Raw genomic sequence first — 13,066 nt, 5'->3', positions numbered from 1 at the left:
TCCCCCCTCCGCCGCTCAGTGTTACCCATCGGCCGGTATCGGGACACGATATCCAGGCATGTTGTCCAAAACATGGTCGAACCGTATACATGCGACGCCTCCCGGCTCTCCGGAGGCTCAGCGGCAACCGGTCTTTCGCCCTCGCCCCCTGACGGGTCGGGCCGTCGGCCGGGCGGGAGGCCGGCACCGGCACCGGCACCGGCCTCCCGCGGTGGTGTCAGCTCTTGCCGAGCAGCTTGTTCATCTCGGTGATCTCGGCGTTCTGCGCGGTGATGATGTCGTCGGCCATGCCGGTCGCGGGGCCGTACTTGCCCTTGCTCTTCTCGGTGGTGGCCATCTCGACCGCGCCCTTGTGGTGCTCGACCATCATGGTCAGGAACATGGTGTCGAAGTCCTTGCCCGTGGCCTTCTTCAGCGCGGCCATGTCCTTGGCGGCCATCATTCCGGGCATGCCGGAGTGGCCGGAGTGGTCCATGCCGGGCATGGACTCCATGGAGCTGCCGGACGTCGGCACGTCGGCGTTCCAGGACTTCAGCCAGCCGGTCATGGTCGCGATCTCCGGGTTCTGCGCCTTCTCGATGCGCGAGGCGAGGTCCTTGACCTGGGCGGAGGAGGCCCGGCCGGCGGCGAGCCCCGCCATCTCCAGGGCCTGTTGGTGGTGCGGGATCATGCCCTGCGCGAAGGAGACGTCCTCGGCGTTGTGCGCAGCGGCGTTCGCGTCGGCGCTCGCCGACGCGGGCGCCGAGTCGTGGCCCGAGTGACTGCTGCTGTCACTGCCGCCGCCGCAGGCGGCGAGGACGAGAGCGGCGGTGGCGGTGGCCGCGGCGAGGCCGGCGCGGCGTGTGAGGGTACGGGAGAGGAACATGCTTGATCTCCTGCGGTCCAAAGGAAGGGAATGGGGCATGCGGGGCGCCGCGTCGGGGTGTGACGCGGTGCCGGGGCGGTGCCTATATCCGCAGGAGTTGGAGTTCGGCCAGTGATGGTGGCGCGCGTGCGCCGTCCGGGGCCGTGGCCGCGTACGAGCACATGGCGTCGGCGTGCGCGGGGGCGGCCGCCGGGTCGGGCGTGAGGGCCGGAAGGTGCGGTCCTCCGCTGACGGCTCCCGACACGCAGGTCGAGTCGGCGTGCCGGACGTGGCTTCCGCCGCAGTGGCCGTCGGAACAGAGGCCGTCCGCGGCCATGGCGGCTGCGGCCATGGCGGCTGCGCCGGACCGGGTGTGGGTGTGTCCCGGGGCGAGACCCCCTGGAGCCAGGGCGTGCATGCCCAGCAGCCCCGCCAGCAGACCGAGAACGAGCAGCGCCCGCCAACGCCGTACGGGCGCCGGCCGTGGAACGTGCTGCTCGCGGCTGTTCATCGGGATCATCCTAGGCGGACGTTGGTGTCACGCCTTTTCCAGGGCTTCCCCGAACTCGCGCAGCACTTTGCCGTGGTGGCTGCGGGCCAGCTCGTGCCCGATACCTATGACCAGCGCGAGCGGCCATTCGATGAGGTCCAGTGCCGCGAGGACGCCGACCCCCGCGAGGAAGACGAGCTGGTCCGTGGGCGGTAGTTCGAGCCGCAGGTCGCCGATGCGGACGGTCAGCGAATTGTCCGAGACGACGCGTTCGGCTGCGGCGCGCGGCCCCTGGGGACTCATCACCGCAATCGGCGCCCTGGGAGACGCGGTTTCGGGGTCTGTCCTGCCTGCTTGCACGGTCATGTCCCATTCCGTTTCATCGGCCGGTACCGCTCGATGCCCCTCCTCCACGCTAACCCGACGGGTGGGGGGCCGCAGTTCGGAAGATCGCGCCCGCGGACGGGCGCTGACCTGGTGAGACGGTGCGCCATGTGCTGTGATCATCACGGCGCCGGAGCGGCGCCGTCGTGATACACGGTGTCGGCCGGTCCCTGGGGCACCCCCGCCGGTCCGACCGGCGCCGACGGCCAACAGATCCTGGGCGACGTCAAGGTGGCCGGTGACGGTACCGCGTCCGCTCTGTGGCGCGACCAGGCGGCCGAGGCCACCACCTGGGACTTCGTGATCGCCGTCAAGCCCGCGGGCGGGGACACCTGGGGCGCTCCGCACAGCGTGGCCACCGGCCGGGGCGAGACCGCCGAGGCCCCTGTCCTCGCCGTGGCGTGCGGCGGGCAGGCCGTGGTGTCCTGGCTCGACGGCACGGACGGCACCCCGGCCGACCTGGCCATCACCTGGGACCCGGCACAGCGCAGCTGGTCGGCCCCGCCCGCCGGCGACGTACGGCGGTCGGTCGATGTCCGCGCCCCGCCCGGCAGCGGCGGCCGACGGCACCTTCATCGCCGTGCGGACCCGGACCGGCGGGGCCCTGAAGCAACAGGTGATGACCGCCACGCGCGCCCCGGCCGCGGACCCGGTCCACGCCCCAGCCCCTGGGCTCCACCTCCAGCGGCGTCATATACGACCTCTCGGTCGCCGTGTCCCCCGACGGCGCGGCCACGGTCAACTCCACCCCCACCGCCCTGACGGTCACCGTCGGCCCCGCCCTCAAGACCACCGTGGCCCCCGGCGCAGGTGCGCCAGGGGCCCTTCCGTTTCTGTCCGTTCATGTGCCGGTGTCGCAGGCAGCCTGCCCGTCCGGCTCGGGTCAGTTAACTGTAAAGAACCTTGACAGATTATTGGTCTAGTCCAACTATGGTCGCTGTTCGCCCTGGCCGGAAGGAGCCCTCCGGTGTGCACCGGCCCCGGCGGACATCGCACACGTCTGTCTTTCCGGTCTTCCCGCTGTCCCCGCCTGCTCTTTTCGCCACGGGAGCGTCAATGAGACGAACTGGTCATTTCAGAGCAATTCTGTCCACAGCCACCGTAACTGCCCTGTCGACCGCGCTGGTTGCCCTCGGGGGAGGTGGCGCCCACGCCTCGTCGCAGATGCCATCGCACGCCGCCAGGCCCATGCCCGCACATGTGGCGGCGCCCTACTTCGAGGCGTGGACCGGTGAAAGCCCGGCCGCACTCGCCGCCGAGTCGGGCAACAAGTACCTCACGATGGCCTTCCTTCAGACGGCCGAGGCGGGCTCGTGCACCGCGTACTGGAACGGCAACGCGGCCCAGCCGATCTCCCCGGCCGCCTTCGGCAGCGACATCGCCGCGATCCAGGCGCGCGGCGGCAACGTCATCCCGTCCTTCGGCGGATACAGCGCGGACACCACCGGCACCGAACTGGCCGACAGCTGCACCAGCGTCGACGCCATCGCCTCGGTGTACGAAAGCCTCGTCAAGACCTACGGCATCACACGCATCGACCTCGATGTGGAGGCCGACTCCATCAACAACGCCGCCGGTGTCGACCGTCGCAACAAGGCCGTCGCCAAGGCCGAGCGCTGGGCCGAGCACACCGGCCACAGCCTGCAGTTCTCCTACACCCTGCCCACGACGAACACCGGCCTCGCACCCAGCGGTGTGGCCCTGCTGCAGAACGCCGTCGACAACGGCGCCCGGGTGGACGTCGTCAACATCATGACGTTCGACTACTGGGACGGCGCCACCCATGACATGGCGGCCGACACCGAAACCGCCGCCGCCGGCCTGCACGACCAACTGGCCGCCCTGTATCCGAAGAAGAACCCCGCGCACCTGTGGGGCATGATCGGCGTCACCGAAATGCCCGGTATCGACGACTTCGGCCCCGAGGAGACCTTCACCGTGCAGGACGCGGTCACGGTCGAGAACTGGGCCGTCGCCAAGGGGATCGACACCCTCTCCTTCTGGGCGCTTCAGCGCGACAACGGCGGCTGCGTCGGCACGTCCGGGGCCAACTCCTGCTCCGGGATCGCACAGGACACCTGGTACTTCAGTCACGCCTTCGAGCCGTTCACCCGGGGCATGGACGGCCGCTGACGGCCGACCTCGCCCGGGACACGATCACGCACTGATCAAGGATTTACTTTTTCCGGATTGCCTCTGGTTGACAGTGTGATTACCGTCCCTGCCAGAAGCCTCCATCGCCCAGCGGATCGTTGGCCATGGAGGCTTCTGCGAGTGTTTCTGGTCCCTCAACTTGCCTGTTCGGGCGTGGGGATAGCGGCGCGGACGAGGGCGGGGGAGTGGACGAAGCCCGGCGTTGATCAGTGGCATTTCGCCGCATATCCGCCGATATCCCACCAAACGACTGTCATGGGCAGACCAGTCGGTCTCCATCAGCACCACACAGAAGGGCAGTTCCTTGCGCTCAAGGGCTGAAGATTCCACCTCGGAGCCGGGCGGCAGACGGAGACGCCGAAGGGCCTCGGCCGCGGCCGCTGTGCTGTCCGCCGCGGCCCTCATGGCCGGCGGACCGTTCACGGCGACTGCGTTCGCAGCCTCGGCCGCACCGTCGGCCTCCTCGGCGGCCCACGTCAAGCACCTGTGCGCCCGCGCCACCAAGCCCGGTCAGATGGCGTGCCTCGCCGAGGCCCGGACCGACGTCGTCCAGCACATGACCGTCAGCCCGAACACCGCACCGCCCGGCTACGGTCCCTCGGACCTGCAGAGCGCCTACAACCTGCCCTCCACCGCGGGTTCGGGCCGGACCGTGGCGATCGTCGACGCGTACGACGACCCCACCGCCGAGTCGGACCTCGCCGCCTACCGGTCCCAGTACGGCCTTCCTGCCTGCACCACCGCGAACGGCTGTTTCCGCAAGGTCAACCAGACCGGCGGCACCACCTACCCGAGTGTGGACGCGGGATGGGCCGGCGAGATATCCCTCGACCTCGACATGGTCAGCGCCGCGTGCCCGCAGTGCCAGATCCTGCTCGTCGAGGCGAACTCCCCGAGCACGTCCGACCTCGGCACGGCCGAGAACGAGGCCGTCGCCCTCGGTGCGAAGTACGTCTCCAACTCTTTCGGCGGCACCGAGGACCCGAGCCAGACCACCGCGGACGTCCAGTACTTCAACCACCCCGGCGTCGCCATCACCGTCAGCGCGGGTGACAACGACTATGGCGCCGAGTACCCGGCCACCTCCCCGTATGTCACCGCGGTCGGAGGCACCTCGCTCAGCCGGGCGAGCACCTCCCGCGGCTGGACCGAGTCGGTGTGGTCCGACGGCACCTACGGCACGGGATCCGGGTGCTCCGCGTACGGCACCAAGCCCACCTGGCAGTCGGACACGGGCTGCTCCCACCGCACCGCCGCGGACGTCTCGGCGGTCGCCGACCCGGCCACCGGTGTCGCGGTCTACGACACCACCGGGGGGTCCGGCTGGGGTGTCTTCGGCGGCACCAGCGCATCGGCGCCCATCATCGCGGCCACCTACGCCCTCGCGGGCACCCCGACCGCGAACAGCTACCCGTCCTCGTACCCGTACGGCCACACATCGGCGCTCAACGACGTCACCACGGGCTCGAACGGCACCTGCTCGCCGAGCTACCTGTGCACCGCCGGCTCCGGCTACGACGGCCCGACCGGCCTCGGCACCCCCAACGGCATCGCCGCCTTCACGGGCGGAGCGAACACCGTCAATTCGCTGCAGTCCGGCACGAAGCTCACCTCCGGCCACCGGCTGAGCAGCGCGAACGTGACGCTGTCGATGGGGAGCGACGGCAACCTGGTCGCGTACCTCAAGACGGGCGGAACGGGCAGCGGCCCGGCGATCTGGTCCAGCAACACCTCGGGCCACTCCGGTGCGTACGCCTACATGCAGAGCGACGGAAACCTGGTGGTCTACACGAGCAGCGGCGGGCCGGGACTCGGCGGCGCCCTGTGGTCCACCCACACCAACGGTCACACCGGCGCCTACCTCCTGCTGCAGGACGACGGCAACCTCGTGGTCTACGGCGCCGGCGGCGGTCCGAGCACGGGCGGGTCGCTGTGGGCGGACGGCACCAACGTGCACTCGGCGACGATCGGTTCGGGCCAGAAGCTCAAGGGCGGCTGGTGGACCCAGTCCCGGTACACCCGTCTGGTGGTGCAGCCGGACGGCAATGTCGTGATGTACCGCAAGCGTGACGGCAAGGCGATCTGGTCCACCGGCACCTACGGCCACTCGGGCGCTTACGTGTACATGCAGAGCGACGGAAACCTGGTGGTCTACACGAGCAGCGGCGGGCCGGGACTCGGCGGCGCCCTGTGGTCCACCCACACCAACGGTCACACCGGCGCCTACGCCACCATGCAGAACGACGGGAACTTCGTCGTCTACAAGAGCGGCGGCGGTCCCAGCACCGGCGGCGCCCTGTGGTCCAGCAACACCCGGAGTTACGTGCCCTGACCCTTTCCCACCACCGGCTGACCGCCCGCCCGACACTGCACGTCGGGCGGGCGGTCGGGCTTCGCGGGCGGCTGCCGCGGCGTCGTATGCCTCGCGCGCTTCGAGGCCCGCCACCGGGTGCACCTGGCCGGCACCGGCTGAGCCGCCCCGACGGGCGTCCCCTTCGTCCTCGTGCCATGAACGTGCAGGCCAGGGACGCCCGTTCGGGCCGTGGGGCGTGTTTGGGTAAAGGATTCGACATCGACAGTTCAATAGTCTTGTCCTGTGCATGACTCACTCGATGGGATGCGCGGAGACCACTTCGTGCGACTCCGGAACACGATTCCGGACGACTCTGGGGGATTCATGCGCATAGCCCGTACCCGGCGGAGCGTCGCGGCTTCCACGGCCGCCACCGCCGCCCTCGCCGTCGCCGCGCTGGCGACCGCTCCGCTGGCCGGCGTCACCACCGCCGCGCCCGCCGCCGTACCGCACACCAAGGCGGTTCCGGCCATCGTCGGGCACACCCTGGTTCATGGCGTGGCCAGCCCGCTCTCCATCGAGCAGTGCCAGACCAAGTGGCACATCGCCTGTTACAACCCGCTCCAGTACCGCACCGCGTACGACCTCAACCCCCTGTACCGGATGGGCATCACGGGCAAGGGGCGCACCATCGTCATCGTCGACTCGTTCGGCTCCCCGACCGTCCAGCACGACCTCGACGTCTACAGCAAGCAGTTCGGCCTGCCCAGCACCAAGGTCAACGTGGTCAAGTGGGGCAAGGTCCCCGTCTTCGACCCCAAGAACTCCGACATGACCGGCTGGGCCGGCGAGACCACCCTGGACGTCGAGATGGCTCACGCCGTGGCGCCCGACGCCAAGATCGTCCTGGTGGAGACGGCGGTCTCCGAGACCGAGGGAACCACCGGTCTTCCGGAGATGATGGACGCCGAGAAGTCCCTGATCGACCACGGGGTCGGCGACGTCATCAGCCAGAGTTTCGGCGCCACCGAGAACACCTTCCCCGGTTTCGACAAGGGCGACTTCTCCAGCATCAAGAACCTGCGCTACGCCTTCAAGGACGCGAACCGCAAGCACGTGACCGTCCTCGCCTCCTCCGGTGACGGCGGCGCCACGGACCTCCAGGCGGACGGCAAGACCTACTACAAGAAGCGCGTCAACTCCTGGCCCTCCTCGGACCCGCTGGTCACCTCCATCGGCGGCACCCAGCTCCACCTGAACGACAAGGGCGAGCGCGTCAAGCCGGACAGCGTCTACAACGACAACGGCGCGGGCGGCGGTGGCCAGTCCCACGTCTTCTCCCGCCCGGCCTTCCAGAACGGTGTGAAGAACGTCGTCGGCGCCCGCCGCGGCACCCCGGACGTGTCGCTGGCCGCCGCGGTCAACGGCGGTGCCTGGATCTACTCCAGCTTCGACCCGACCGCCACGGGCTGGGACATCACCGGCGGCACCAGCGAGGCCTCCCCGCTCTTCTCGGGCATCGTCGCCCTCGCCGACCAGGCGGCGGGCCACCGGGTGGGCAACATCAACGAGGCGCTGTACGCCCTCTCCAAGCGCTCCGTCCACCACGGCAGGAGCACCGGCATCGTCGACGTCAACGACGGCACCAACAACAGCTACCAAGGCGTCACCGGTTACAAGGCCGTCGACGGCTACGACATGGCCACCGGCGTGGGCACCGTGGACGCCCTCCGCTTCGTGTTCGCCCTCGCCCGCGCGAGCCACCGCGGCTGACGCCACGCTGCTGCAACAGGGTTTCCTCGCCTGAGAGTTACCCTTCGGACGGCCCGGGTTCCGCACCCGGGCCGTCCGCCTGTTCCAGGGGGACGGCCGTGTGCGAAGTTTTCGCAATGCCAGGTCGTGAGCGGTGGTCTGCCTGCGGGTCCTGGCCAAGGCCATGACATGACACGAGCAGGGGCAGACCCGTCACGGGGGGAACGAGCCTGCCCTTGCACGTCGGCGCCCGCACCTCCCCCAAGAGGGCGGGCCCCGTGACCCTCACCGGCGGGTCACTTCCTCCAGCGCATCGCGTACCTGAGGTGTCACGGCCGCCGGACCGGGCGGAAAGCCCGTCGAGGTCCCCCACTCCGGTGGCCCTTCCTTCCCGCGCTCGGGTGAAACCTCTCGGGCCATCCGGTCCGGCGCGCCGAGCCCTTTCGAAGGAGTCGGCATAGTGGCGGGGTCTCCGGACCGGACTCGCAGGAGGAAACGCATGCTCGGCACCGGCTTCCGCACCGGGTCACCCAACTGGATCGACCTCGGCAGCCCGGACACGGACGCGGCTGCCGCCTTCTACGGCGCCGTCTTCGGGTGGCAGTTCGTGTCCGCCGGGCCCGAATCCGGCGGGTACGGGTTCTTCCAGAAGGACGGGAAGACCGTCGGTGCCCTCGGGCCGCTGACCGAGGAGGGCGCCAAGCCGGCCTGGACGACGTACTTCCAGAGCGACGACATCCAGGCCACCGCCCGCGACGTGGTCGCCGGAGGGGGCACTGTGCGCGCCGAGCCCATGGACGTCATGGGCGAGGGCTGGATGGCCCAGTTCACCGATCCCCAGGGGGCGCGGTTCGCCGTATGGCAGCCCGGGAGGACGAAGGGCCTTGAAAAGGCGTCCGAGGACAACACGCTGGTGTGGGTGGAACTGCACGTGAGCGACCCCGAGGCGGCAATCCGCTTCTACCACGGGCTGTTCGGCTGGCGCTTCCAGGAGATGCAGGCGCCCGGCATGACGTACCGGGTACTCAGCATCAGGGACGGCGACCAGCAGGAGGGGTCCTTCGGCGGCGTGGCTCCGCTTCAGGGCGAGCAGGAGGAGGCGCGCTGGGTGCCGTACTTCGCCGTGACCGATGCGGATGCCATCGTCGCGGCGGTGCAGGGGAGCGGCGGGTCCGTGCTCATGCCGGCCGCGGACGTGCCGGATGTCGGTCGAATCGCCTGGCTGGCGGACCCGGGCCAGGCGGTGTTCGCCGTGCTGAAGCCGAACCCGCGCCAGGGCTGACCGCAACTCGGCACGGCCCACCAGCGGCGAAGCTCTGTCGGCCCGCACTGCACCGGTTTCCGGGTCGAACACACAGGTTCTGGGCGGAGGGGCCCCGTCCAGGCCGGCCCGTGTCCGGGGGCGCGCCTGTCGTGATCCGCGCCCGTTCCTTGACGGTGAGCTGCGGGCAGTTCAGCTTCCGCCCGTCCGAGAGCGCCGCGGTGATCTTCACGCCCCGGTCGATACCGATGACCCCACCCGTGCCGGGCGCGTCGACCGGCTCGGGGACGACGGCGAACGCGATGTGCCACTGGCCATTGCGGTAAGTAACGCGGAACGTCTTCGCCTCCGGCAGCTCACGCCGGGTGAGACGGAACTTCACCCAGCCGCAGCCGGGCACCTTCACCCGCGCCCACCTGCGGTTGAGCCTCTGCACCACGACCGAGCGGCCCATGACCTGCTTGCCGGTCCTCGCGTTCAGCCTCGGCGACCCGTCCGCCTCGAACTCCGCAATCCGGTCGGTACCGATGACGCGGAAGCCCTCGTGCACGTACTTCCTGCGCCAGGTCGGCTCACCGAAGCCAGAAGCGAAGCGGGCGTTCTTGGCCCTGGCGAAGTCCTTCAGGGCCTGCTGCTGCACATCGGCGTTGCCGGCCGCCAGCCATGCGTTCTCACGCCGGGCCTCGGTGAGCTGACGGCACTGCTCGGCGAAGCCGGGCGCGGACTTGCGGCCCTTGCACCAGTGCGCGTGCTGCTCGACGGCCAGGTTCCACACGTACCTCGCGTGCGCGCAGTGGTCGAGCATGACGCTCGCCTGTGCGCTCGTCGGGTACATCCGAAACCGTGCCATGAACGTGAACCTAGCCCGCACATTCCACGACCGCGCATACCATCGATCAACATCACCTGTGTGAGAGACCGCTCCCGGCTGCCGATCCGGCCAGTCACCAGCCACAGGGCCCTCAACTCCCCTCATCACCGCCTGTTTGTGCCCCCTCAGCGCCATGGGCGGCGACACCGAATCGCCCTGACGGCGATTCGGCTTCCCCTGCCCCGCTCCGCGGGAACGGGCATTCACCCCGGCCCTGAAGGACCGGGCACCCTGCCCGAAAGCAAGGTGGAGGCCGCACTGCAGCGGCCGTCGTGCGACGCGAGAGCTAGGATCCGGGCCATGGCCCTGACCATGAGCGAAGTGGACCGGTTCGAGGCCTCCAGGCGCCGCCTGGAGGCCATCGCCTACCGCCTTCTCGGCTCCGCGAGCGAGGCCGAGGACGCCGTGCAGGAGACGTTCCTGCGCTGGCAGGCCGCCGACGTCGACCAGATCGAGGTCCCCGAGGCATGGCTGACGAAGGTTCTCACCAACCTGTGCCTCAACCAGCTCACCTCGGCACGCGCGCGGCGCGAGACCTATGTGGGCCAGTGGCTCCCCGAGCCGCTGCTCGCCGGGGACCCGATGCTCGGCCCGGCCGACACCGTCGAACAGCGCGAATCGGTCTCGTACGCGGTCCTCGCCCTGCTGGAGCGCCTCTCCCCGGGCGAGCGGGCGGTGTACGTGCTGCGGGAGGCCTTCGACTACCCGCACCGGGAGATCGCCGAGATCCTCGACATCACCGAGGTCGCCAGCCAGCAGATCTTCCACCGCGCCAAGAAGCACATCGCGGACGGCAAGCCCCGCACCGAGATCGACGAGGCCGCCGCCCGGCGGATCATCGACGAGTTCCTCGCGGCCGCCACCAGCGGCCGGACCGAGCCGCTCGTGCGGCTGCTCACGCAGGACGCCATCTCGATCGGCGACGGCGGCGGGAAGGTCCCCGCCCGCGCCAAGGCGTTCGAGGGCGCCCTCGCGGTCGCGAAGTTCATGCGGGGTCTGTTCAAACCCAGCAAGGCCAAGCGCGACCTGGCCGGCGGCTCACCCGAGGTCTACGCCACGACCGCCAACGGCGAGCCCGCTCTCGTGGCGGTCGTCGACGGCCGGGTCATCGGCGTCATGTGCCTGGAGATCACCCCCGAGGGCATCGCCGCCTTCCGCAACCAGGTCAACCCCGACAAGCTCGAACGCGCGACCCGGCGGTGGGCGGCCGCCGACCACGGCGAACCCCTGCTCAAGGCCTTCTGACCCTGATGTGAGGTGCTTCACATCCCGTTCCTGTCAGGAAACGGCGGGCCGCCCGGTTCAGGTGGCGAACCCGCTGAAGACAGGAGCCAGGAAATGCAGCACCGCATCATCGTCCTCGGAGCCGGATACACCGGTGCCGTCGCCGCCGGGCGCCTCGCCAAGCGGCTGCGCCGCGAAGATGTCGCCATCACCCTCGTCAACGCCGAGCCCGACTTCGTCGAGCGCGTCCGGATGCACCAGCTTGCGGTCGGCCAGTACCTCAAGCCCCGGCCCTTCAGCGAGATGTTCGCGGGCACCGGTGTCGACCTGAAGCTCGCGAAGGTCACCGGCGTCGACGTCGACCGCAGGACCGTCGCCGTCATCGACGCGAACGGCGCCGAGGAGCTGGGGTACGACACCCTCGTGTACGCCCTCGGCAGCGGCTGGAACGACCAGGGCGTCCCCGGCACCGCCGAGCACGCCCACGAGATCGCCAGTCGCCCCGGAGCGCTCCGGCTGCGCGAGCGCCTGGCCCGTCTGGACGCCGGACAGCCCGTGGTCGTGGTCGGCGGCGGCCTCACCGGCCTGGAGGCCGCGACCGAGATCGCCGAGGCCCGTCCGGACCTCGATGTCGCCCTCGCCGCCCGCGGCGGTCTCGGCGACTGGCTCTCCGAGAAGGGCCGCGGGCACGTGCGCAAGGTCTTCGACAAGCTCGGCATCACCGTGCACGAGCACGCCGCCGTCACCGGCGTCGAGGCCGACCGCGTCACCACCGCCGACGGCGCGTCCGTCCCGGCCGCGGTCACCGTGTGGACCACCGGCTTCGCCGTCCACCCGATCGCGCGGGCCACGACCCTGGAGGTCACCGACACGGGCCAGATCGTGGTCGACGGGACCATGCGCTCGGTCTCGCACCCGGACGTGTACGCGATCGGCGACGCGGCCATGGCGATGGGCCCCGGCGACAAGCCGCTGCGGATGTCGTGCGCCTCCGGCGGCTTCACCGCGTGGCAGGCCGCCGAGGCCATCGCGGCCCGCCTGACCGGCGGGAAGCTCCCGAACGTACCGATCCGCTACTTCAACCAGTGCATCTCGCTGGGCCGCAAGGAAGGCCTGATCCAGTACGTCACCGCCGACGACCGCGCCGTCCGGGCGGCCCTGACGGGACGGCTCGCCGCCGTCTACAAGGAACTGGTCTGCAAGGGCGCGGCCTGGGGCGTCGCCAACCCGACGTTCGGGATGCCGACCCGGCGCCGCCGCGTCGTACGGGAGCAGGCCCGGGCGGGCTCAGCCATCAAGGCGTCGGCCTGACTCGCACAGCGAAGGGGGCGCTCTCGTATCGAGGGCGCCCGCTTCGCTGTCGGTGCACGCGGCGACGATCGCCGGGTGGAGGTTCTCGGCCGGGTGCTCCCAGGCGTCGACGGTGACCTGGTCGTCGGAGCCGATGCCCTGGATCCGGTGGCTCTCTTCGCCGACGAAGTGGACATGTACGCCGACGTGTTGACCACGGCTGGAGGCCACCGTGCGAGTGCAATGCCGTCTTCAGAGCCCGACCCGGCGGGCCACTCCGCTCGACGTGAGGGGGCGGAGCGCCCGACGCACACTCAGTGCGGGCACAGGGCATGGCCGGAGGGCGCACGGCGGAGCAGCGGCAGACAGCGCAGGCCATCAAGAACGCACGCGAGATGGCGCTCCTCCCTTACCGGGATTCTTGCAGAAAGCCCCGGCGTTCAGGCCGGGGATGTATGCATCTCAAGGCTGTTCTGACGTGCACTTTAGAGCGGACGTTTTTG

The 13,066-nt window shown here is 70.0% G+C and carries 12 protein-coding genes and 1 pseudogene; 8 read left to right on the top strand and 5 right to left on the bottom strand.

The window, feature by feature from the left end; all coding sequences use genetic code 11:
- Positions 1-217 precede the first annotated feature (217 nt).
- From ABT186_RS24795 to ABT186_RS24785, 3 genes are all read right to left on the bottom strand, one after another.
- Positions 218-865: a DUF305 domain-containing protein gene (locus ABT186_RS24795; RefSeq protein ID WP_351926891.1), complete on the bottom strand. Its 648-nt coding sequence runs from the start codon at positions 863-865 to the stop codon at positions 218-220.
- 82 nt (positions 866-947) lie between these two features.
- On the bottom strand, positions 948-1,355 hold the full coding sequence (locus tag ABT186_RS24790) for a DUF6153 family protein (protein ID WP_351228448.1): 408 nt from the start codon (positions 1,353-1,355) through the stop codon (positions 948-950).
- A gap of 27 nt (positions 1,356-1,382) precedes the next feature.
- The gene (locus ABT186_RS24785; RefSeq protein WP_351926889.1) at positions 1,383-1,637 is read right to left on the bottom strand and encodes a hypothetical protein; all 255 of its coding nucleotides are present in this window, start codon (positions 1,635-1,637) and stop codon (positions 1,383-1,385) included.
- Positions 1,638-1,874: 237 nt separating this feature from the next.
- Between ABT186_RS24785 and ABT186_RS24780 the strand changes: the two genes are divergently transcribed.
- The 5 genes from ABT186_RS24780 to ABT186_RS24760 all read left to right on the top strand — a co-directional run bounded on the left by ABT186_RS24780 (position 1,875) and on the right by ABT186_RS24760 (position 9,199).
- Positions 1,875-2,480: a hypothetical protein gene (locus ABT186_RS24780; protein WP_351926887.1), complete on the top strand. Its 606-nt coding sequence runs from the start codon at positions 1,875-1,877 to the stop codon at positions 2,478-2,480.
- A 426-nt stretch (positions 2,481-2,906) separates the two neighbouring features.
- Positions 2,907-3,851, top strand: a complete 945-nt coding sequence (locus ABT186_RS24775; protein WP_351228442.1) for a chitinase — start codon at positions 2,907-2,909, stop codon at positions 3,849-3,851.
- Between the two features lie 424 nt (positions 3,852-4,275).
- On the top strand, positions 4,276-6,204 hold the full coding sequence (locus ABT186_RS24770; RefSeq protein WP_351926885.1) for a hypothetical protein: 1,929 nt from the start codon (positions 4,276-4,278) through the stop codon (positions 6,202-6,204).
- A 345-nt stretch (positions 6,205-6,549) separates the two neighbouring features.
- Entirely contained in the window at positions 6,550-7,938 is a 1,389-nt protein-coding gene (locus ABT186_RS24765; protein WP_351228438.1) for a S53 family peptidase, read from the top strand.
- A gap of 478 nt (positions 7,939-8,416) precedes the next feature.
- A complete protein-coding gene (locus ABT186_RS24760) occupies positions 8,417-9,199 on the top strand; it encodes a VOC family protein (protein ID WP_351228436.1) in 783 nt (260 codons plus the stop codon).
- Here ABT186_RS24760 and ABT186_RS24755 read toward each other — a convergent pair.
- Positions 9,096-10,028: an RNA-guided endonuclease InsQ/TnpB family protein gene (locus ABT186_RS24755; RefSeq protein ID WP_351926883.1), complete on the bottom strand. Its 933-nt coding sequence runs from the start codon at positions 10,026-10,028 to the stop codon at positions 9,096-9,098. The two genes, ABT186_RS24760 and ABT186_RS24755, sit on opposite strands and share 104 nt — an antisense overlap.
- 321 nt (positions 10,029-10,349) lie before the next feature.
- Here ABT186_RS24755 and sigJ point away from each other — a divergent pair, with 321 nt between their 5' ends.
- Positions 10,350-11,294, top strand: coding sequence for an RNA polymerase sigma factor SigJ (sigJ, locus tag ABT186_RS24750; RefSeq protein WP_351228432.1), 945 nt, complete (start codon positions 10,350-10,352; stop codon positions 11,292-11,294).
- A gap of 93 nt (positions 11,295-11,387) precedes the next feature.
- A complete protein-coding gene (locus ABT186_RS24745; RefSeq protein WP_351926881.1) occupies positions 11,388-12,584 on the top strand; it encodes an NAD(P)/FAD-dependent oxidoreductase in 1,197 nt (398 codons plus the stop codon).
- Here ABT186_RS24745 and ABT186_RS24740 read toward each other — a convergent pair.
- Positions 12,561-12,794 carry a hypothetical protein gene (locus tag ABT186_RS24740; RefSeq protein WP_351228428.1) on the bottom strand — a complete coding sequence of 78 codons (234 nt, stop codon included), beginning with the start codon at positions 12,792-12,794 and terminating at the stop codon, positions 12,561-12,563. The genes ABT186_RS24745 and ABT186_RS24740 overlap by 24 nt on opposite strands.
- A 101-nt stretch (positions 12,795-12,895) precedes the next feature.
- Here ABT186_RS24740 and ABT186_RS24735 point away from each other — a divergent pair.
- Positions 12,896-13,066 (top strand): annotated as a pseudogene (locus ABT186_RS24735) (hypothetical protein); the annotation flags it as partial.

Origin of the sequence: Streptomyces sp. NPDC001634, from assembly GCF_040298185.1 — a bacterium.
Lineage (GTDB): Bacteria > Actinomycetota > Actinomycetes > Streptomycetales > Streptomycetaceae > Streptomyces.
Note: the sequence above shows the minus strand (reverse complement) of the source record. Positions and strands in the feature narration are given on the sequence as shown.

Coding starts and splice junctions, on each gene's coding strand:
- ABT186_RS24795 (WP_351926891.1), bottom strand. CDS start 865: ATGTTCCTCTCCCGTACCCTCACACGCCGCGCCGGCCTCGCCGCGGCC.
- ABT186_RS24770 (WP_351926885.1), top strand. CDS start 4,276: ATGGCCGGCGGACCGTTCACGGCGACTGCGTTCGCAGCCTCGGCCGCA.
- ABT186_RS24790 (WP_351228448.1), bottom strand. CDS start 1,355: ATGAACAGCCGCGAGCAGCACGTTCCACGGCCGGCGCCCGTACGGCGT.
- ABT186_RS24760 (WP_351228436.1), top strand. CDS start 8,417: ATGCTCGGCACCGGCTTCCGCACCGGGTCACCCAACTGGATCGACCTC.
- sigJ (WP_351228432.1), top strand. CDS start 10,350: ATGGCCCTGACCATGAGCGAAGTGGACCGGTTCGAGGCCTCCAGGCGC.
- ABT186_RS24785 (WP_351926889.1), bottom strand. CDS start 1,637: ATGAGTCCCCAGGGGCCGCGCGCCGCAGCCGAACGCGTCGTCTCGGAC.
- ABT186_RS24765 (WP_351228438.1), top strand. CDS start 6,550: ATGCGCATAGCCCGTACCCGGCGGAGCGTCGCGGCTTCCACGGCCGCC.
- ABT186_RS24775 (WP_351228442.1), top strand. CDS start 2,907: ATGCCCGCACATGTGGCGGCGCCCTACTTCGAGGCGTGGACCGGTGAA.
- ABT186_RS24745 (WP_351926881.1), top strand. CDS start 11,388: ATGCAGCACCGCATCATCGTCCTCGGAGCCGGATACACCGGTGCCGTC.
- ABT186_RS24755 (WP_351926883.1), bottom strand. CDS start 10,028: ATGGCACGGTTTCGGATGTACCCGACGAGCGCACAGGCGAGCGTCATG.